Source organism: Saccharopolyspora galaxeae, from assembly GCF_016526145.1.
Classification (GTDB): Bacteria; Actinomycetota; Actinomycetes; order Mycobacteriales; family Pseudonocardiaceae; genus Saccharopolyspora_C; species Saccharopolyspora_C galaxeae.
The window spans coordinates 53,860-73,904 of sequence record NZ_JADDUE010000010.1 but is presented as its reverse complement, the minus strand read 5'-3'; the positions used below and the strand labels follow the sequence as shown (position 1 = coordinate 73,904).

At 70.2% G+C, this 20,045-nt stretch carries 19 protein-coding genes; 11 read left to right on the top strand and 8 right to left on the bottom strand.

Annotation, left to right across the window (positions count from 1 at the left end; all coding sequences use genetic code 11):
- Positions 1–102: 102 nt before the first annotated feature.
- From INP57_RS22065 to INP57_RS22055, 3 genes are all read right to left on the bottom strand, one after another.
- Positions 103–912 carry a siderophore-interacting protein gene (locus INP57_RS22065; protein WP_200072220.1) on the bottom strand — a complete coding sequence of 270 codons (810 nt, stop codon included), beginning with the start codon at positions 910–912 and terminating at the stop codon, positions 103–105.
- 81 nt (positions 913–993) lie between these two features.
- On the bottom strand, positions 994–2,823 hold the full coding sequence (locus INP57_RS22060; protein WP_200072219.1) for an arabinofuranosyltransferase: 1,830 nt from the start codon (positions 2,821–2,823) through the stop codon (positions 994–996).
- A 371-nt stretch (positions 2,824–3,194) separates the two neighbouring features.
- Entirely contained in the window at positions 3,195–3,827 is a 633-nt protein-coding gene (locus INP57_RS22055) for a TetR/AcrR family transcriptional regulator (protein ID WP_200072218.1), read from the bottom strand.
- Between the two features lie 255 nt (positions 3,828–4,082).
- Here INP57_RS22055 and INP57_RS22050 point away from each other — a divergent pair, with 255 nt between their 5' ends.
- On the top strand, positions 4,083–5,411 hold the full coding sequence (locus INP57_RS22050; RefSeq protein WP_200072217.1) for a carboxypeptidase regulatory-like domain-containing protein: 1,329 nt from the start codon (positions 4,083–4,085) through the stop codon (positions 5,409–5,411).
- Between the two features lie 205 nt (positions 5,412–5,616).
- Here INP57_RS22050 and dapA read toward each other — a convergent pair whose 3' ends face one another.
- Both dapA and INP57_RS22040 read right to left on the bottom strand, forming a co-directional pair.
- Complete coding sequence (gene dapA / locus INP57_RS22045; protein WP_200072216.1) at positions 5,617–6,474, bottom strand: 4-hydroxy-tetrahydrodipicolinate synthase; 858 nt, start codon at positions 6,472–6,474, stop codon at positions 5,617–5,619.
- 161 nt (positions 6,475–6,635) lie between these two features.
- A complete protein-coding gene (locus tag INP57_RS22040; RefSeq protein ID WP_200072215.1) occupies positions 6,636–7,037 on the bottom strand; it encodes a DUF5313 family protein in 402 nt (133 codons plus the stop codon).
- A gap of 146 nt (positions 7,038–7,183) precedes the next feature.
- On the opposite strand from INP57_RS22040, the gene INP57_RS22035 reads away from it, so the two are divergent.
- The gene (locus INP57_RS22035) at positions 7,184–7,642 is read left to right on the top strand and encodes a MarR family winged helix-turn-helix transcriptional regulator (protein ID WP_200072214.1); all 459 of its coding nucleotides are present in this window, start codon (positions 7,184–7,186) and stop codon (positions 7,640–7,642) included.
- 52 nt (positions 7,643–7,694) lie between these two features.
- Positions 7,695–8,681 (top strand): adenosine deaminase, encoded by a 987-nt coding sequence (locus INP57_RS22030; RefSeq protein WP_200072213.1) that lies wholly within the window; start codon positions 7,695–7,697, stop codon positions 8,679–8,681.
- A gap of 143 nt (positions 8,682–8,824) precedes the next feature.
- Here INP57_RS22030 and INP57_RS22025 read toward each other — a convergent pair whose 3' ends face one another.
- On the bottom strand, positions 8,825–9,124 hold the full coding sequence (locus INP57_RS22025) for a carbohydrate-binding module family 14 protein (protein WP_200072212.1): 300 nt from the start codon (positions 9,122–9,124) through the stop codon (positions 8,825–8,827).
- A 104-nt stretch (positions 9,125–9,228) separates the two neighbouring features.
- Between INP57_RS22025 and INP57_RS22020 the strand changes: the two genes are divergently transcribed.
- Positions 9,229–9,735 carry a hypothetical protein gene (locus INP57_RS22020; protein ID WP_200072211.1) on the top strand — a complete coding sequence of 169 codons (507 nt, stop codon included), beginning with the start codon at positions 9,229–9,231 and terminating at the stop codon, positions 9,733–9,735.
- A 328-nt stretch (positions 9,736–10,063) separates the two neighbouring features.
- Positions 10,064–12,820, top strand: coding sequence for a sensor domain-containing protein (locus INP57_RS22015; protein WP_200072210.1), 2,757 nt, complete (start codon positions 10,064–10,066; stop codon positions 12,818–12,820).
- 2 nt (positions 12,821–12,822) lie between these two features.
- Here INP57_RS22015 and INP57_RS22010 read toward each other — a convergent pair whose 3' ends face one another.
- Complete coding sequence (locus INP57_RS22010) at positions 12,823–13,590, bottom strand: IclR family transcriptional regulator (protein ID WP_200072209.1); 768 nt, start codon at positions 13,588–13,590, stop codon at positions 12,823–12,825.
- 67 nt (positions 13,591–13,657) lie between these two features.
- Positions 13,658–14,581, bottom strand: coding sequence for an amidohydrolase family protein (locus tag INP57_RS22005; RefSeq protein ID WP_200072208.1), 924 nt, complete (start codon positions 14,579–14,581; stop codon positions 13,658–13,660).
- Positions 14,582–14,634: 53 nt separating this feature from the next.
- Between INP57_RS22005 and INP57_RS22000 the strand changes: the two genes are divergently transcribed.
- The 6 genes from INP57_RS22000 to INP57_RS21975 all read left to right on the top strand — a co-directional run bounded on the left by INP57_RS22000 (position 14,635) and on the right by INP57_RS21975 (position 20,044).
- Positions 14,635–15,117, top strand: coding sequence for a MarR family winged helix-turn-helix transcriptional regulator (locus INP57_RS22000; protein ID WP_200072207.1), 483 nt, complete (start codon positions 14,635–14,637; stop codon positions 15,115–15,117).
- Between the two features lie 33 nt (positions 15,118–15,150).
- Positions 15,151–15,777 carry a maleylpyruvate isomerase N-terminal domain-containing protein gene (locus tag INP57_RS21995; protein ID WP_233628057.1) on the top strand — a complete coding sequence of 209 codons (627 nt, stop codon included), beginning with the start codon at positions 15,151–15,153 and terminating at the stop codon, positions 15,775–15,777.
- Positions 15,778–15,838: 61 nt separating this feature from the next.
- Positions 15,839–17,164, top strand: a complete 1,326-nt coding sequence (locus tag INP57_RS21990; RefSeq protein ID WP_307850209.1) for a lactate 2-monooxygenase — start codon at positions 15,839–15,841, stop codon at positions 17,162–17,164.
- Positions 17,165–17,350: 186 nt separating this feature from the next.
- Entirely contained in the window at positions 17,351–18,046 is a 696-nt protein-coding gene (locus tag INP57_RS21985) for a FadR/GntR family transcriptional regulator (RefSeq protein WP_200072206.1), read from the top strand.
- Between the two features lie 121 nt (positions 18,047–18,167).
- The gene (locus INP57_RS21980; protein WP_200072205.1) at positions 18,168–19,055 is read left to right on the top strand and encodes a transketolase; all 888 of its coding nucleotides are present in this window, start codon (positions 18,168–18,170) and stop codon (positions 19,053–19,055) included.
- A complete protein-coding gene (locus INP57_RS21975) occupies positions 19,052–20,044 on the top strand; it encodes a transketolase family protein (protein WP_200072204.1) in 993 nt (330 codons plus the stop codon). The genes INP57_RS21980 and INP57_RS21975 overlap by 4 nt, the downstream gene beginning before the upstream one ends.
- Position 20,045 lies beyond the last annotated feature (1 nt).

Sequence of the window (20,045 nt, the reverse complement as noted above, 5' to 3'; positions counted from 1 at the left end):
GGCGCAGTGCCCGCGGCTGCGCCCTGAGCGGTGAATCCGCTGCCGGAAACGCAAAAAGGGCCCGCGATCAGCGGCTGATCGCGGGCCCCGCGGCGATGTTCGTCAGGTCTTGTCGGCGGCCTTCTCGGCCGCCTTCTCCGCGCGCCACTGCTCGTCGGTCTTGCCTTCCCGCCAGTAGCCGGAGATCGACAGCCGCTCCTTGCCCACCCCGCACTCGTTGAGCAGGTAGCGGCGCAGCACGCGCACGAACCCCGCCTCACCGTGCACGAACGCCTGCACCTCCCCGGCCGGGAACTCGGCGGTCTGCACCGCGTCCACCAGGTCCTCGCCCGCCGAGCGGTACAGCCAGCGGACCTGGGCGTCGGCCTTGGTGGCCAACGTCTGCTGCTCCGCGGCGTTGTCGACCAGCAGGAACACCCGCGCGGTCGCGCCGGGCGGCATCGCTTCGAGGGAAGCCGCGATCGCGGGCAGCGCGCTCTCGTCGCCGACCAGCAGGTGCCAACCGGCCGCCGGGTCCGGCGCGTAGGCCCCGCCCGGTCCGGACAGCAGCAGCTCGTCGCCGATCTGCGCGTTCGCCGCCCACGGCCCGGCCAGCCCGCTGTCGCCGTGGTGCACGAAGTCGAGTGCGAGCTCACCGGCCTGCTCGTCGTAGTGGCGCACGGTGTAGCTGCGCATCGCAGGCCAGTGCTCGCGCGGCATCTCAGCGCGGATCACGCCCATGTCCAGCGGCTGCGGATAGATCACGTCCGGGCGCGGGAACAGCACCTTCACGTAGGCGTCGGTGAACTCGTTGGGCTCGAAGTTCGCCAGTCCGTCCCCGCCGGCGACGATCCGGATCATGTGCGGCGTGAGTTGTTCCTTGCGCAGCACGCGCAGCCGGGTCACCGGCCGGTTCTTACTGGCTTGGGTCATCAGCCCCTCCTCATCACGCGACTCTCTGAGGCAAGGCTAACCTGATCGTCGAGTGCTTTCACGTAGCGCACCCCGAAAAGATCAACGTGTCGCGATCACCGCGAACGGTCCTGTGTCCCGGCGCGCGAAACCCGGCGAGTCGAACAGCGCCGGGTCGAACCGCACATCGTAGACCTGCACGTTGGGTTGGTGCGGGAAGGCGTCGTGGGCGAGCGTGAGGTGCAGGCCATCGGGTGCGCGGCGCAGCACGAACGCATCGGGCGGAGTGAACCCGCTGCCGCGCAGCTTCGCGGTCAGCTCGGCGGAATCGCGCGCGGACGCCCAGTCCCGGATCTCCGAGGCCCGTTCCTCGTACCGCGCGAGGGGGTTGGCGTAGTGCGGAGTCTCCTGCTGGAAGCCGCGGAACGGCGCGAAGGACTTGATCGGGTGGTAGGTGCTCAGCAGCACCGTCTCCGACGGCGCGCGGTCCGTGGTTTCCAGCAATGCGCCGAGCAATTCGTCGTGCCAGGAACCGTCCGCGGCAGGGTCGGCTTGGCGCTGGGCGTTGCTGCCCGTCGGGTAGTAATCGGTGTAGGCGGGCTGGGCGGCGCTGTGCACTTCGGTGGCGAGTGCGGTCTCGACGGTGCTCACCGATCCGGCCAGTCCCAGCAGGACCGCCAGCGCTACCGCCTGCGCACGGAACCGCTCGGGCAGCCGCGACCTGGCCCAGCGGAACAGTTCCAGCAGGCCGAGCACTCCGGCCACCGCCAGCAGGACGTTGAACGCCGTGGTCACCCGGAACGCCAGCAACGTGGTGTGCGCGGCGATCGCCAGTGTGGACAGCCCGAACCACAGGTAGACGACACCGGTCACCACCAGCAGCGCGGCGGCCACCGCGTTGCGGCGGCACGACAGCACGAGCCAGCACAGACCGGCCAGGCAAAGCGCGCCGAACAGCGTGGGCTGCAGGAACGGGAACGGCGGCACGGACTCCGCCGGGAGGTAGTTGTTCGCCGCACCGGCGGATTCCGCGCCGCCGAGCTTGGCCAGCACGAACGGCGTCCAGACCAGCAACGCCACCAGCCCGGCCACGGCTCCGATCCCGAGCAAGCGCAGCAGCAACGGGCCGGGCCTGTTCGCTCTTCGCACGACGAGCACCGCGGCCATCGCGATCAGCAACACCGTCGAGAAGGCCAAGTAGAGCGTGTACGTGAGCGCGGTGAAGCCGAGGAACAGCCCGATTCCCGCGAGCGCGGCCCGGTGCCGGTGTTCCCGGCACCGCAGCACCCGCCACGCCGCCACCGCGACCGGCGGCAGCAACGCCGCGGACGGCCAGGCGTAGGGCTCGTCGAATCCGTGCAGGAACCCGCTCAACGTGGTGGCGATCGCCAGCAGCACGGCCACCCGCCTGCGCATCACGACGCTCCACAACGTGAACGCCGCGACCGCGGTGACCGCGATGGTCAGCAGAGCGAAAGGTTTGTAAGCAGCCCACGCCGGATTCCCGGTCAGCGCGGCGAACCGCCCGCCGAGCCAGAACCAGCCCGCCGGGTAGTACGGCGGCAGCCCGGCGTAGTTCATGTCCGAAAGCACCGGCGAGTCGGTGAGCCTGGTGAGGTATTGCAGCCGGAACGCCTGGTCCACGGACGTGCCGCCATAGAAGAGCTTCGTCGGTTCCAGCGGCCAGGCGAGAACGGTCGTGGCCAGCGCCGACAACGCGACCCACGCGGCGGGCAGCCGCAGCCGCAGCGCCTTCCTGCGCAGGCCGTCCCAGGCAGGCGCCCGGCAACCGCTGAGCACGACGGCTCCGAACAGCGCGGCCAGCAGCAACGCCGCCGTCGCGGTCGCGGCGACCTCCGGCAGCTCGGTCGGCTCGCTGAGCCCGAGCCGGGCGATCGGCAGCTGCACGGCCAAGCTCACCACCGCCGCCACCACGGCACCCGCGCCTAGTTCGGCGCCGACGCGGCCGGGCGACAATCGAAACGCCGACGGCCGCGGTTCACCCGGAATCCCCATAACTTGATCACCATATGTGATCATCACTGGGCATCAACCGCGCAAACGGCGGCACGTTTCCGCCGATCAGTCGAACCGCGGCCGGTCCGGCCGACGCTCGCCCGCTGCCCCATCCGGACCGCACGGGCCATTCGACCAATCCGGCCAGGCAAGAGATCCGTCCGCCGGCGCCTACACGCAGGCGACCAGCAGATGCCTCCGCCCGAGGGACATTTTCGAGCGAACGGACCGTTCGTCCCAATAGATCGGGCGAGGAGGCCGTTCACTCCGCCAAGATCGTGCGGGAGTCACGGCTGCAGGCCGTCGGCGAGCCGCTGGAACGCGCGCTGCAGGAAGTCGCGCAGCGTGGCGTCCGCATCGGCCTGCTGCCAGCACTGGATGGAGACCCGCAGCGCGGTGACCGCCGTCGCGGCCAGCAGCCGCACGTACTCGTCCGGACCGGTCCCGATCCGCTGCCCGAGCCCGTCGCACAGCGCCGATTCCAAGTCCCGCGATGCCAGCGCGACCCTGCTCACCAGTTCCGGATGATCGCGCAGCACCAGCGCCTGATCGCGCCAGGTCGGACCCGCCATCGCGGTGTCGAGCGCGTCGTCGAGCACCACCTGCAGCACCCGCAGCGGCGACTCGTCCGCCGGGCGGGCCACGATGCGCTCCGGGGCGCCCGCGACCGTCGCCGGGTCCCACGGGACCAGCACCTCTTCCTTCGCGGTGAAGTAGTTGAAGAAGGTGCGCGGCGAGACCTCCGCCGCCGTGCAGATGTCCTCGACGGTGACCGCGGCCGGGCCGCGTTCCCGGAACAGCTTGACCGCGGCCTGCTGCAGAGCTTGCCGGGTGGCGCGCTTCTTGCGTTCGCGCAGGCCCTCGCCGGGCGCTTCCCCGGAGGCGCGCGAGGCGCTGCTCGGCGCCGTCGTCCTGGACATCCTGGTGCTCCCCTTCACGATCCGCCGCGACCGGATGCACGCCGGGCCGTTCATGGTAGTTGCGGCCGAGCCCGCGGCTCCGGTCGCACTCACCCATACCGGACAAACAACTTGCAGGACTGCATTATTGCACCCGATGCAGATAATGCTAAGATCGGCGAAGTTCTGCACTGGGGATTCCGCCGCCGGCACCGCCGCCGAGCCGGCCTTCGCGCGCCGCCAACCGCGCGCCGTGAACGAGCACAAGGAGGAGCAGTGTCCGAGGAGCAGCCGGCGTCGCTGGCGCGCACCCTGGCGTCGGCGTTGTGGTTCCCGATCTTCTTCGTAGTCGGGTTCATGGTCTTCTACCTGCTGCCGTTCCACGCGCCCGCACCGCACGACATGCCGGTGGTCGCGGTCGGCGAGCAGACCGCAACGCAGCTGAGCGCCTCGTTCGACAAGGCCATGCCCGGCGGGGTGGACGTCAGCGCCGTGGACACCGCCGAACAGGCCCGGCAAGCGGTGACCGACCGGCAGGCGGTCGCCGCCTACGACCCCGCGACCGGCGACCTGTTCTACGGCAAGGCCAACGGCGCGGCGCTGATGCAGTTCCTGCAGAAGATGTTCGCGCCGGTCGCCGCCGCGAGCGGGCACGCGCTGTCGCTGCACGACCTGGCCCCCACCGCCGCGGGCGACGTGATGGGCACCGGGCTGTTCTACCTGCTGATGGCGATGAACATCCCGCCCTACGTCACCGTGATGGTGCTGCTGCGCGCCGAACTCACCACCCGCCAGAAGCTGCTGTCGCTGGTCGGAGTGGGCGCGTTCGCCGCGGTGTTCTGCTTCGCGTTCGGCGCGACCATCGGGGTGATCCCGCCGAATCCGCTGGTGATGCTGATCGGGTTCCTGCTGACCCAGGGCATCGCCTGGACCGCGTTCGGGCTGGTGCCGCTGGTCAAGCAGTTCATCCCGGGCGTGGCGATGACGCTGTTCGTGCTGCTGAGCATGCCCTCCAGCGGCGGGGCCATCCCGAAGGAGCTGGTGCCGACGTTCTTCCAGCACCTGCACCCGCTGCTGCCGCTCGGGCAGGCAGTCGACTCGATCCGCGGGGTGCTGTACTTCGGCGGGGCACGCGTCGCGCCCGGCGTCATCGGGCTGGCCGCGTGGTGCTTGATCGGTGTGACGCTGGTGATCTTCACGCAGCTGCGGGCGCAGCGGGCCGCGGAGAACGATCCGGAGGCGGTGGACTCCGCCGGTTCCTACGAGCACAAGGACGACAGCGGCGCGGTCGTCGACCCGTCCTTCGAGCCGCCGCTGCCCGCGCACCACCGGACGCTGGTCGGCACCATCAGCCACGCGGGCGGAGCCGCCGCGGGTTCCGCGGTGGTCACCGTGACCGACTCGGCCGGTGAGCAGATCGCGCGGGTGGACGCCGACGCCGACGGCGGCTACGAGGTGCACGACCTGCCGGACCGGTTCGTCACGGTGGTGGCCTCCGCGCCCGGCGCGGTGCCCGCGGCCGGGCGGGTCTCGGTGCCGCGCGGGCGGAAGTCCGGCTACGACTTCGTGCTGCCCGCCGCAGAACCGGCCAAGGCGGCGCGCTGAGGATCGCCGGTCCGGCTCAGCGGAGCGGTCCGCGCGGTCGCCGCCGAAAGGGCGGCCGCGCAGATCGTCGGACTGCGCTGGTCCTGCCGCCCTGGTGTTCGCCCGGTCCCGCCGGCCACCCGGGCCTGCCGGTCGTCCGGTCCTGCTGATCCGGCCGCCCCGCTGTCCCTGCTGACCCGCCGAGCCTGCGGGCCCGGACTGATCGTCAGTCCCCGGCCAGCAGGCCCGTTTCCAGGAGCGCGGCGCGCACCACCTCGGTCTCGGCCTCGTCCGCCTCGACCAGCGGCAGCCGCAGGCCGCCCGCGCGGTGCCCGAGCAGGTTCAGCGCCGCCTTCACCGGGATCGGGTTGGTGGTCACCGAAAGCGCCGAGTAGAGCGGCTTGAGCGCGGCGTCCAGCTCGGCGCGGCGCTGCGGCTCGACGATCATCTGCCGCATCTGCGGCCCGGCGACGTGGCTGGCCACCACGATGCCGCCCGCTCCGCCCATGTCGAGGGTGCGGGCGAAGGTCTCGTTGTTGCCCGCGTACACCCCGAGCCCGTCGACCAGCGCGAGGTTGTCGTCGTTGGCCTGCTTGACGTAGTCCACCCGCTCGATCTGCGCGAGCTCGGCCAGCAGGTCGTTGGGCATGTCCGTGGCGGTTCGCGACGGGATGTTGTAGAGCACCACCGGCTTGTCGGTGGCCCGCGAGACCTCGCTGAAGTGCCGCACCAGGCCGCGCCGGTTGGGGCGGTTGTAGTACGGCGTGACCGACAGGATGCCGTCGGCGCCGAGTTCGGTGACCTGCCGGGTCATCCGGCACGCCTGCGCTGTGTCGTTGGAACCGGTGGAGGCGATCACGCTGCAGCCCGCGGGGCGTTCCTGGCAGGCCAGTTCGACCATCCGCAGGTGCTCGGCGTTGGTCAGCGTCGCCGCCTCGCCGGTGGTTCCGCAGACCACGACGCCGTCCGAACCGTTGTCGACCAGGTGGTGCAGCAACGCGACGAAGGCTTCCTCGTCGACCTCGAGCTCCTCGTCGAACGGGGTGACGATCGCGGTGATCAAGGTGCCGAGCGTCGTGGTCATCTCGCTGCCTTCCTCTCGTGCTCCGCCCGCCGCGCACCGCGGGATCCGGGCGCGGGCGAACCCTCGGTGCCGATCGCCGCCCGGGCCTGCCGAGGGCACGCGGACGGCGCTTCACCAGCATGAAACATGCGGGACGCGCGTGCGCAACAGGGTTCGGCGGACTACTGCCCGCTGTCGCGGTAGATCGCCGCGTAGCGCTCGTGCTGCTCGGCGCGCAGCTTCGCCTTCGCCTCTTCGCGCGTCCGCCGGGCCGTGCCCAGCGGATATCCCTGCTTGTGCGCCCGGTGTTCGACGGTGAACTCGGCGTAGGCCAGCGAGTACCACAGCCCGAGGATCACCCCGCCCAGCAACGCCATCGCCTTGATCCACAACGGGCCGGGCATCAGCAGGAACAGCAGGCCCGGGGAGAGCTGCACGAGGCTGCGCAACGCGTGCCGCACCATCCACGTGCGGGCGCTGACGTCGTGCAACACCCACTCGGAATACCGCTGCGGCAACCGGCCGCCGTAGGCGTACCAGATCCACAGCACCGGGTTGGGCCGAACCCGCTTCGACGCACCCATCGCGCACCGCTCCCATCGCACCGGCGGGCCGAGCCCGGCAGCGCCGTCGAAGGCGCTGCCGCCGTCGAAGGCACTAATCGTTAATGCACTAATGTTCTGCGTGCGATGCTAACGTGGTGATCGGCGAGCAGGAAGGACGGTGCCGCATGGAGCAGGTCGACCTGGGCGAGGATCCCCTCGCGCTCGATCGGCAGGTCTGCTTCGCGCTGTCGGTCGCCTCCCGCAGCGTCATCGCGCTGTACCGGCCGCTGCTCGAACCGCTCAACCTGACCCATCCGCAATACCTCGTCATGCTCGCGCTGTGGGAGTCCTCCCCGCGCTCGGTCAAAGACCTCAGCAACACCTTGCAGGCCGACTCGGCAACGTTGTCCCCGCTGCTCAAGCGGCTGGAGACGGTCGGGTACCTCACCCGCAGGCGCAGCGCGGACGACGAGCGGCTGCTGACCGCGGAACTCACCGAAGCCGGGCGGGCGCTGCGCGCGAAGGCGGAGGAGATCCCGTACCGGGTGGTCGAGCAGCTCGGCATGGACGTCTCCGAGCTGGAGGCGCTGAACGGCTCCCTGCACCGGGTCATCGACGCCGCGCACCGCAGCCGAGCAGTGTGAGCCGCGTCGGAGTCGGGCCGATCGACGGCGCCCCGGCTATATGCTCGGCCGGATGAACGCGCCGACTCCCTTGCCGAAGGCCGAACTGCACGTGCACATCGAGGGCACCCTCGAACCGGAGATGGTCTTCGAGCTGGCGCGGCGCAACGACATCGCGCTGCCGCACTCCTCGGTCGAGCAGCTGCGCGCGAAGTACCGCTTCAGCGATCTCCAGTCGTTCCTGGACATCTACTACGCGAACATGGCGGTGCTGCGCACCGAAGCCGACTTCCGCGATCTGGCGGCGGCCTACCTGCGCCGATGCGCCGAAGATGGGGTGCGGCACGCCGAGATCTTCTTCGATCCGCAGGCGCACACCAAACGGGGCGTGCCGGTGCGCACCGTGATCGAAGGGCTCACCGGCGCCATCGCCGACAGCGACGTGTCCGCCGAGTTGATCCTGTGCTTCCTGCGCGACGAGTCCGCCGAGTCGGCCGAGCAGGTGCTGCGCGCGGCCGAGCCCCACCTGGACCGGATCATCGGCGTGGGGCTGGACTCGGCCGAGGTCGGGCACCCGCCGTCGAAGTTCACCGAGGTCTTCCGCCGCGCCCGCGCGCTCGGGCTGCGCGCGGTCGCGCACGCGGGCGAGGAAGGCCCGCCGGGGTACGTGACCGAAGCGCTGGACCTGCTCGGTGCCGAGCGCATCGACCACGGCATCCGCGCGCTGGAAGATCCGGAGCTGGTGGCGCGGCTGCGGCGGGACCGGGTGCCGCTGACGGTGTGCCCGCTGTCGAACGTCCGGCTCGGCTGCTTCCCCGGCCTGGAGGTGCACACCTTGCCGCGGCTGCTGGCCGAGGACCTGCTGGTGACGATCAACTCGGACGACCCGGCGTACTTCGGCGGTCACGTCGGGGAGAACTTCGCCGCGGTGCAGCGGGAATTGGGCGTGGACGGCGAGCAGCTGCGCGGGCTGGCCGCGAACTCGTTCACCGCGTCCTTCCTCGACGAGCCGCGCAAAGCCGCATACCTGGCCGAGGTCGCCGCCTGCTCAGTGGAGTGACCGGGCCGCGCGGGAAACCCGGCGGGCCGGTCGGCGACAATTCGTGCCTCCGAAGGCGCGCTTTCCGGAACCGGCCAGAAGGCACCGCCGCAGAGCCCGGCCGGTTGGATCCGGGCCAGTCGACGATCCCGCGCACCGTCGAATCATTCGTAAACGCACGTCACCAGGTCTTGATCCCAGATGAGGTTCGGCGGGCAGTTGCTTTTGTACGGAACTCCCTTGTCGCACGCGTAGAAGGCATTGGGATCGCTGTCATCCGGCAGGTACGTCGGCAACGGGCCGTCCTTCTGCGGGCACTCCCCCACCGGCGCTCGTTCCGTGAGCTGCGTCGGTTCCTGCCGTGGTGCGCTCTCGGCCGCAGCCGTGCTGAACGGAACGAAAGCGAGCAGCCCGACCGCCGTCGCCGTCAATACCCAGCGGCCGCGCGCTCCTGAACCGACCATCTCGGCCTCCTCCGATGTTTTCGCGGTAGCTACCGCGTTTCCGGCCGAGCGTATTGCGCCGACGATCTTCGATTCAAGCGTCCAGCAGTCGAAGCTACGAACGAGTGATCTTCATTGCGGGGTATTGCGAAGACTCAGATCGGTCGATCGGTTCCGGCATCGGCCTGCCGGTCACGTGGCGCCACCGCCGCGACTTCGCTGCGCCCGCCGAGCACGCGGGGCCGGCGCTGCGGCGGAGTTGTGCCCACCCGCGCCGACCCGGGCTGAGGTACGCGCGCCACCCGGGCCTTGCGGCCCCGGTCCGGTCCGCGGCCGGGGATCCGGCGGGCGGCGACCTCGCCCGCTACCGCCCCGAGCGGCTCGCCTCCCCGGTCGTAGCCGGTGCCGCCGATGCATATTTCTCCGGACATGATCCGCTTTTCTCGTCGTACGATCTTGTCGATTCCGCCGGACCGCTCGGATTGGCCGGGCCGCGGTTTCATCGGCCGCGGAATGATCCGGCACGCGGCGGCGCGGAATTCCACAGCTCGCCGATCAAGGAATGCTTCCCAGGCATCGAGATCGAACTACATGCCGTCATCGCGGAGTGTCGAGACTCCTCTTTAGAGTGAGCATTCAAGGGCCGATTGGGCAGAGCATGCACCTACCGTCACGGATTCTCGCTCGGACAGACCAATCTGATCGACACGCTGGCGCCGCAGCGCACTACCGCGCGTACGGTCCAATCCGGACGTCCCGTCCGGAACGGCCGCCTTCGCGAGCCATCCGTGATTTCCCGGCGACCACTCAGGACAGTCGCGGAGTGGGGCGCATGGGAAACTGTGGGCGAGGCGGCCATCGGCGTAAGTTGACACTCTGGGATGTCACCGGCGGTGATCAGTGACGGAGCGCCACCACCAACGGTGACGAGCAATGTGGAAGGCGTGCACTGGATGATTCATGGACGTTGATCCGGAACCGCTCGGCGCCGGACTGGATCACGAGTTCCTCGACCTGGCGCTTGCCGCGCACGGTGCGGTGCAGTGGTCGCTGCGGTTCGCCGACGGCAGAACCGCCTGGACGTCCGGGATGGACGTCCTTCTCGGCGTGCCCGGATCCGGTGTGGAAGACCTGCGCACCCGCCTGCACCAGCTGCTGGAGCCGCTGACGCTCTCGGCCCGCACCACCGATGCCTGGCAAGACCTCGAGCTGGAGCAGCCGGTGCAGGACTCGAACGGCGAGACCCGGTTCGTGCGCTTCCACGCGCGCCGCATGGGCGCCGACCGCGGCGCTGACCTGATCGGCGTGGCCAGCGACGTCACCAAGGCGCGCCAGGATCGGCAGAACCTCACCGACCTGGCCGACCGGTACCGGCTGCTGGTGGAGCTGAGCCCGGACGCGATCTGCGTGCACCAGGACGGGTTGGTGCGCTACGCGAACTCCTCCACGCTGGAGATGCTCAGCTTGCGCTACGACGAGCTGATCGGACGCCCGATCACCGAGTTCGTGCGGCCGCGCTCGCTGACCGCCATGTACGAACGCCTCCGCGGGCTGACGGCGCCCGGTTCCCGCACCAAGCCCTCGGAGGCCGAACTGACCCGCCAGGACGGCAAGGTCGTCCCGGTCGAGCTGGTTTCGGTACGCACCAGCTGGGAAGGCCACCCGGCGCTGCAGGTGATCCTGCGCGACATCACGACCAAGAAGGCCGCCGAGGCCACGTTGCGCTACCAGGCCGCACTGGTCCAGCACGTCAGCAACGCGATCATCGCGACCGATCGGGAGGGCGTGGTCACCAGCTGGAACCCGGCGGCCGAGGCGGTCTACGGGGTGGCGTCCGGCAAGGCGTTCGGCAGGCACGTCGGCGACCTGGTCGGCGCCCCGCTGCGGCCCGCCGACCTGCTGGGAGCCGAGGGCGGGGTGCTGGAGTCGCTGCACCGCGACGTCGACGGCCACGCGCTGCGGGTGCGGATCTCGGTGGCCGAGATGGACGACGGCTTCGTGTTGGTCTGCGCGGACGAGACGGCGCGCCGCCGCGCCGAACGGCACTTCGCCACGGTCATCGACGCGCTGGACGAGGGGGTGCTCGTCGGCGGGCCGGACGGAACCTTCGAGTCGGCCAATCCGGCGGCGCTGCGGATCCTGCGCACGAACCGCGCCGAGCTCGTCGGGTCGGAGCTGGCCAGCTGGCCGATGTTCGACGAGACCGGCCGCGTGGTGCCGCTGGACCAGCGCCCGTCCCGGGTCACCCAGCGCACCGGCCGTCCGGTGAACTCGCGGGTGGTGCGGGTGCAGCGGGGGGACGGCAGCAGCGTGTGGCTGGCCACCACGGCCCGGGCGCTGAACCCGGACGACAGGCCGCCGCACCGGGTGCTGGTGTCGTTCACCGACATCACCGAGAGCCGCGCGGCCCGCGAACGGCTCGAGCACGAGGCCACGCACGACCCGCTGACCGGGCTGGCGAACCGCACGATGGTGCTGCAGCACCTGGAGGCCACCGTCCGCGCCGATCCGCGCACCCGCCCGATGACGGTGCTGTTCGTGGACCTGGACAACTTCAAGCTCGTCAACGATTCGCTGGGCCACGGCGTCGGCGACGAGGTGCTGCGCAACATCGGGCAGCGGCTGGTGCGGGCCACCTCCGAGGGCGATCTGGTCGGCAGGCTCGGCGGGGACGAGTTCGTGGTCGCCACGCACGAAGAGCTCGACGACGAACAGCGGTGCGTGCGGGCGGAGCACCTGCTGCGCACGCTCACCGAGCCGACGCACGTGGAGGGCATCCGGCTGCACGTGGACGCCAGCGTCGGCATCGTCGTTTCCGCGCCCGGGGACGACCGCAGCGCCCAGGACCTGCTGCGCGACGCCGACGTGGCGATGTACCGGGCCAAGTCCGAGGGCCGCGGCCGCTACGCGTTCTTCGACGTGGAACTCCGCGAGCGGGTGCAGCGGCACATGCTGCTGGAACAGGATCTGCGCAATGCCGCCGCGCTCGAGCAGCTGTGGGTGGCGCACCAGCCGGTGGTGGATCTGCGCACCGGCGAGATGGTCGCGGTGGAGGGGCTGCTGCGCTGGGACCACCCGGAGCACGGCACGATCTCGCCCGGCGAGTTCATCCCGCTGGCCGAGGAGAGCGACCTGATCAACAACATCGGGGAGTTCATGCTGCGCACGGTCACCCGCGAGGTCGCAGCGCTGCGCCAGCGGCACGGCGGTCCGCTGCAGCTGAACGCGAACCTCTCACCGCGCCAGCTCGGCGACCCGCGGTTGCAGTCGAAGGTGCGGGCCGCGCTGGCGGAGTCCGGGCTGCCCCCGGGCGCGCTGTGCCTGGAGGTCACCGAGAACGCGCTCATGCAGGACGCGACCTCGGCGGTGCGGATGCTGCGGGCGCTGCGCGGGCTGGGCGTGTTCCTGGCGATCGACGACTTCGGCACCGGGTATTCCTCGCTGGCGCAGTTGCGGCGGCTGCCGCTGGACACGCTCAAGATCGACCGGTCGTTCATCACCGACCTCGGCGAGTCCGACGACGTGGAGGCGATCGTGACCAGCATCGTGGCGATGGCGCACGCGGTCGGGCTCTCGGTGGTCGCCGAGGGCGTGGAAACCCCGCGGCAGCTGGAGATCCTGCGCGACATCGGGTGCGACCAGGGGCAGGGCTACTACTTCGGCAAGCCGGTGCCGGTGGACCGGCTGCCCGCGCGGGACCGTTCGGCCTCGCGCTGAACTCAGCGCGACTCGGTGCTGTGCAACGCCGTTTCGGCCCGCGCCACAGCGGCACGCATTTCCCGCACGAGGTGCGGAATCCGCTGGGCGTCGAATCGGGCCGAGGGCACTGAGACCGAGAACGCGGCCACCGCCTCGCCCGACGCGTCGCGCAGCACCGCGCCCACTGCCGACACCCCGGTCTCGGTCTTGTCCCGGTTGATCGAGTAACCCTGCTTGCGCACCAGGCGAAGTTCCCGCAGCAGCGCTTTCCAGTCCTTCTCGGACAACCGGTCGGCATCCCCTTCCCTGCGGTAGAGCTGTTCGAGCTGGTCCTGCCCCAGTTCCGCGAGCAGCGCCTTGCCACCGGAGGAAAGGTGTGCGGACAGGACTCCGCCCTGCCGATCGCCGACGTGCAGCAGCCGCGTCGATTCGACCGAAGCGAGGAACCTCGTCTGAGTGCCGACCCGCACGAGCAGGTTGACCGTTTCCTGCACCCGCTCGCACAGCGCGTCCATGTGCGGGTGAACCGCGCGGCGCAGGAGCTGGTTCGGCCGCCCGGAGACCCGGCCGGCCGCCAGCGCCGGGCCGGGAACGTAGGTCCGGTTGTCGTCCTGGATCGCGAAATCGCGGTACACCAGCATGGAAAGCAGCCGGTGCGCCGTGGAACGGGCGATGCCGAGCTCTTCTGCCGCGTCGCTGACCCGGAGCCCACCTTGGTCGCGCAGCAGTTGCAGCAGCAGCAACGCGTTGTCGACGGAGCTGAGCGCGTACGGCGGCTTGTTCTTCATCCGAGAATCGTATTCTGCTGTTCGGGATCTTGGCTCTGACCGCCGGGCGCACGTCCGGGAACCGGCGTCAACCGAACCGGGGCAACAGCCGCCCGGCGTTGACCCGGTCCACTTCGGCGTGGTCGATTCCGTCCCAGGCGTCCAGCTTGCCGGTGAACCAGGTCGCCATTTCTGCCGTGGCGTAGGGGAAATCGCTGCCGAACAGCACGTGCCCGAGCTCGGCGAACCGGGTCAGCGCCGGAAGTGAGTACTCGGAGGCCGACAGCGCGGTGTCGAAGTAGAAGCCGCGCAGGTCCGCCAACAGCTGCCCGGCATCACGGCTCGGATCGTCGAGGGCGAGCGAACCGGCGATGCGTTCGGCCGCGTACGGCAGGAACCCGCCCGCGTGCGGCAAGATGATCTTGATGTTCGGGAACCGGCGCGGTACGCCGCGGGCGGCCAGGTTCACCGCCGCCCGGGTGGTGTCGAGCAGGAAATCCGCCGCATAGGGCGGAACCCCGGGAACGGGCTCGGCGGGCAGCTCGGACGGGTGCACGAACACCACAGCCGCACGAGCGTCCAATTCGGCCATCAACGGGTCGAACTCCGGATCGCCGAGGTAAGTCCCGTTGCTGTTGGCAAGCAACACCACTCCGTCCGCGTGCAGCTCGTCCAGCGCGTAGGCGGCCTCGTGCACCGCACCGTTCACGTCCGGCAACGTCAACGTGGCCCAGAATCCGAAGCGTCCGGGATGTTCCGCAGCCAGCCCGGCGCAGAACTCGTTGAGCTCGCGCGCGAACTCGCGGGCGCCGTCGTTCAGCCAAGGCTCCACGCCGGGAGTGGTGATCGACAGGATGGCCGCCTCGATCCCGTTGCGCTGCATCAGCTCCAGCGAGGCATCCGCACTCCATTCCGGAATCCCGCGGCCGCCCGCGGAAACGCCGGCGCGCGAGAGCCGCTGCCGGTAGCGGGGCGGCACGACGTGGTGGTGGACATCGATGCGCCCGGTCATGTCTCCTCCGAATTACTTAGCTTGCTAACTACCTTTCCGGTAAGGTAGCAGCCATGTCGCAAGCGCCGCAAAATCCCGAGCACGACGGGACATCCGAGCTCTCGCGGGCCACCGACGCGCTGTTCCTGGCCATGCGCCGCGCGCGGGCCGCCAACGCCGGCGCGGGCGGCCTCTCGCTCGCCCAGCTCGCACTGGTGCTGCCGCTGGCCGGCGAGGGCGAACTGCCCGTCGGCGACCTCGCGGTAGCGGCGGGCGTCGCGTTGCCGACCGCGACCCGGATGCTCAAGCAGCTCGAAGGCAAGGGTTTCGTCACCCGCCGCCGCAGCCCGGACGACGAGCGACGCGTGCTGATCGGGCTCACTCCCGAAGGAGCCGCGGAGCTGGACCGGCTGCGCACCCGCCAGCGCCGCGCGCAGGCCGCCGGTTACGCGGAATTCAGCCCGGACGAGCGGTGGCAGCTCGCGCGGCAGCTCAACAGGCTCGCCGAAGTGATCGATGCGCAGTACCGCGGCCTGGCCCGGCTCGAAAAGGAATAGCCCGGGCGCGCGGTCGGTGCCAAGGTTCGTGCCATGCCGACCATCACCGCTGAACACCTCGACCGCGCCGTGCACCTCGCCGTGGACCTGCTGCGGCAGGCACCGCCGGACGCCTGGGGCGAAACCGCCGGAGCGCTGGAATGGGACTGCTGGGAGACGGCCGAGCACCTCGGCGACGACCTGTTCGGCTACGCGGCCCAGCTCGGCCCGCGGACTCCCCCGCTGGACGACCTGATCGGCTTCTCGTACTCGGCACGCCGCCCGGGCGGGCCGATGAACGCCGTGCACGCCGACCGCGGTGCCGGACCGGACGGGCTCCTCCGGGCGCTCGAGGCGAGCGGGGCGCTGCTGAGCGCGATGGTGCGCACGACGCCGCCGCAGGTCCGCGCGCACCACATCTTCGGCGCCTCCGACGCGGCCGGTTTCGCAGCGATGGGAATCGTGGAAACCCTTGTGCACACCGATGATCTGGCACACGGCCTCGGGCTCGACTGGGATCCGCCCGCGGAGCTGTGCGAGCTCGTGCTGGAGCGGTTGTTCCCGGACGTGTCCACCGGAGCGGAGCCGTGGCCGAGCCTGTTGTGGGCGACCGGGCGGATCGAGCTGCCCGGGCTGCCGCGCCGGACTTCGTGGCGCTGGTACGGCGAGCCGGGCGGGTGACCCGGTGTGGACGCGGTGCGCTCCTGCGGCGATGATCGGACCCCGAAAGCGGAACATCGTCGTGCCGCAAATCGACAGGGAGGGCTGGGAGATGTCCGACGCGCAGGGTTACGGCCGCGACCGGCAGTCGGCCATCTACCGCGCCGGGGTTTCCGGCCGACGACCGGCCGTACCCACCGACTTCGCCGCGTTGAGCAGGCTCGCGAAGCGCAAGACCACGGCACGGGGCTGGGCCTACGTCGCTGGTGGCGCAGGCTCGGGTGCGACGATGCGCGCCAACCGCGACGCCTTCGACCGGTGGTCGATCGTGCCGCGGATGCTGCGCGACGTGTCCGAGCGGGACCTGAGCGTGCAGCTGTTCGGACGCCGGATCCCCGCACCGGTCCTGTTCGCCCCGATCGGCGCCGCGGACCTGGTGCATCCCAGCGCCGACATCGGCATCGCCACCGCCGCGGCAAGGCTCGGCCTGCCGTATATGTTCTCCAGCCAGGCTTGCACACCGATGGAGCAGTGCGCCGCTGCCATGGGTGACGCGCCGCGGTGGTTCCAGCTGTACTGGAGCACCGAGGAGGAGCTGGTCGACAGCTTCCTGGACCGGGCGAAGCGCTGCGGCGCCGAGGCGATCGTCGTCACGCTGGACACGACGCTGCTCGGATGGCGGCCGCAGGACCTCAACCTCGGTTCGCTGCCGTTCGCCCAAGGACGCGGGATCGCGCAGTACACATCGGATCCGCGGTTCCGGCAGATGATCCGCGAACGGGTCGAGTCCGGAAAGGACAGTGGCTCAGCGGTTTCGGTCACGCTCTCGGCTATCCGCGCATTGCTGTCGATGAGTCGTCGTTTTCCCGGCTCGCTGCTGGGAAATCTGCGTTCACCGGAACCGCGGGCGGCAGTTCAGACCTTTTTGGACACCTACTCGCGGCCGTCCCTGGGCTGGTCGGACATCGCCACGCTGCGGGACCGCACCGACTTGCCAATCGTGCTCAAGGGCGTGCTGCACCCGGACGACGCGCGGCGCGCGGCCGACTCCGGAGTGGACGGAATCGTGGTGTCCAACCACGGCGGGCGGCAGGTGGACGGCTCGATCGCCGCGCTGGACGCGCTCGCCGAGATCGCGCCCGTCGTCGGTGATGCGCTCACGGTGCTGTTCGACAGCGGCATCCGCGGCGGCGCCGACGTGTTCAAAGCACTCGCGCTGGGTGCCGATGCGGTCGCCGTCGGCAGGCCCTACCTGTACGGGCTCGCCGTCAACGGCGCGGACGGCGCACACGACGCGGTCGCCGACATAGTCGCCGAGTTCGACCTGACCCTCGGCCTCAGCGGCCACACCTCCCCCGCTTCCCTCACCCCGGACGCGCTGCGCCGCACCCCCACCGGTTCGGAGTGAAGGACCTCGTCGCCCGTTCGGTAGAAGGAGTCCTTCGCTCCACGCGGTCCGCTCCGTCCGGGTGAGCGCCGGGCGTGTCGTCGTCCGGACCGGGAACGAAAAGGTTTAACCAAAGCGTTGACAGGCGCTCAGGCTGGTAACTAGGTTTTCGGCATTGGTCCTACCAAGTCGGCCTGGGAGGTTCCGGTGGGAGTCGATCTCGCGTATCTGGTGCGCAGCCTCGCCGAGCAGGCGAACCAGGAGCCCGGCACCGGCAACCTGCGGCTGCCGACCGAGCGGGAGCTGGTGGACTCGCTGGAGATCAGCCGCGGCTCGCTGCGCGAACAGCTGTCCATGCTGGAGACGATGGGGTTCCTGACCAGGACCCAGGGCCGCGGCTCCTACCTGGGCGTGCCGGACGCGAGCTTCCTGCAGCTGTACTTCGACCTCTCCAGCGAACTCGGCCAGCTCGGCGGTGGCCAGTTCCGCGCCGCCCGGGAAATGCTGGAGATCTCGATGTCCGAGGCCGCCGCCCGGCAGGCCACCGCCGACGACGTCGACACGCTGCGCGGTCTGGTCGACGAAATGGTGCAGGCAAGCGCCGCCGGTGCGGACGACCGGGCGCTGGAGGCGGACCTGGAGTTCCACCGGCACCTGTTCGTCATTGTGGACAACCCGATCTTCACGATGCTGCACGACGGGCTCGGTCACGTGCTGCGCGACGAGGTGGTCGAGCGCAGGCACACCGCGGTCCGCCAGGAAACCCTGAAAGCGGGCCAGACCCGGGCCATCGACACCGTCCACTACGGAATCGTCGACGCGGTTTCGGAACGCGACGGCGAAGGCGCCCGAACGGCCATGCGACGCCATTTCGAGGTGTGGTCCTCGCTGACCGGCCGCTGACAGCGGCGAACTCCCCCGCGCCCGCACGGCGCGCCGCGTCGTGCTGCCCGGATTCGGACCGGTCGCCGATTGCGGCCTCGCTGCAACGAATTCCGACTCCGCTACAAGAGGAAGGAATACCATGACCACAGTGGACCAGCCGCTTACCGCGAGTCCGGAACTCGCGGAACGGGCCGCGCGGGTGCGCGCCGCCGCATACCGGATGCGCCACCACATCCTCAACATGGGCGAGGCGCAAGGGCAGGGCTACGTCGGCCAAGCGCTCGGCGTCGCCGACATGCTCGCGGTCAGCTACGTCGACCAGCTCCGGCTGCGAGCCGACGATCCACATTGGTCCGAACGCGACCGTTTCTTGCTGTCCACCGGGCATTACGCGATCGCGCTGTACGCCGCGCTGGCCGAGGTGGGAACCGTTCCGGTGGACGAACTGGAGACCTACGGCTCGGACGGCTCGCGGCTGCCGATGTCCGGGATGGCGACCTACACGCCCGGAATGGAGATCTCCGGCGGCTCCCTCGGGCACGGGCTGACCGTGGCCGTCGGGATGGCGCTCGGGCTGCGGCACCAGGACAACCCGGCCCGGGTGTTCAACTTCCTCTCCGACGGGGAGCTGAACGAGGGCTCCACTTGGGAAGCCGCCATGGGTGCCGCGCACCACGAACTCGGCGCGCTGACCGCGATGGTGGACATGAACGCGCTGCAAGCCGACGGGAAGACCGCCGGCGTGCTCGGCATCGAACCCGCCGAGCAGAAGTGGGCCGCCTGCGGCTGGTTCACCCAGCGCGTGGACGGCAACGACGTCGAAGCGCTGCTTGCCGCGTTCGACGCCGCCGCGGAGCAGGCGAGTTCGCGCGGGCGGCCGTCGGTGATCCTCTGCGACACGCGGATCGGACGCGGCGTCCCGTTGCTGGAAACCCGCGAGAAGGCGCACTTCATGCGCATCGACGAGCACGAGTGGCAACAGTGCCGCGAGCAGCTGACCGACGGCGAAGGAGCGACGACACGATGAGCACGCCCACCAAGAAGCGCCTCACCACCTCGGCGATGATCGCGTCGTTCGCCGATGCCGACCAGCGCACCGCTCCGGCGCCGTTCGGCCACGCGCTGGCCGCCGCGGCCGAGCGCGACCAGCGGATCGTCGGGCTCACCGCCGACCTGGGCAAGTACACCGACATGCACGTGTTCGCAGAGGCCCACCCGGACCGCTACTTCCAGATGGGCATGGCCGAACAGCTGCTTTTCGGCACGGCCGCCGGGATGGCCGAGGTCGGCCTGGTGCCGTTCGCCTCCACCTACAGCGTGTTCGCGTCCCGGCGCGCGTACGACTTCCTGTGCCTGGACATCGCCGAGCCGAACCTGAACGTGAACATCGTCGGCGGCCTGCCCGGCCTTACCACCGGATACGGCCCGAGCCACCAGGCCACCGAGGACATCGCGATCTTCCGCGGGATGCCGAATCTGACCATTGTGGACCCATGCGACTCGGTGGACATCGAGCAGGCGTTACCGCAACTGGCCGCATCGCAGGGACCTACGTACCTGCGGCTGTTGCGCGGCAAGGTGCCGACCGTGCTCGACGAGTACGACCACACCTTCCAGCTGGGCAAGGCTTCCGTGCTGCGCGGCGGCAACGACGTCGTATTCGTCTCGAGTGGACTGATGACGATGCGCGCGCTGCAGGCAGCCGAGGACCTGGCCGCGCACAACGTCGACGTCGCGGTGGTGCACAGCCCCACGATCAAACCGTTCGACACCGAGACCGTGCTAGCCGAAGCCGCAGGCGACCGGCTGGTGGTCACGCTGGAGAACCACACCGTGGTCGGCGGGCTGTTCGAGACGCTGGCCGCCGAGCTGGTCAAAGCCGGCCGCGGCACCCGGGTCGCACCGATCTCGCTGCCGGACGAGTTCCTGGACGCGGGCGCACTGCCCACGTTGCACGAACGCTACGGACTCGCCCGCAACACCATCGTCGACCGGGTGCTCACCGAACTCGGCTGAC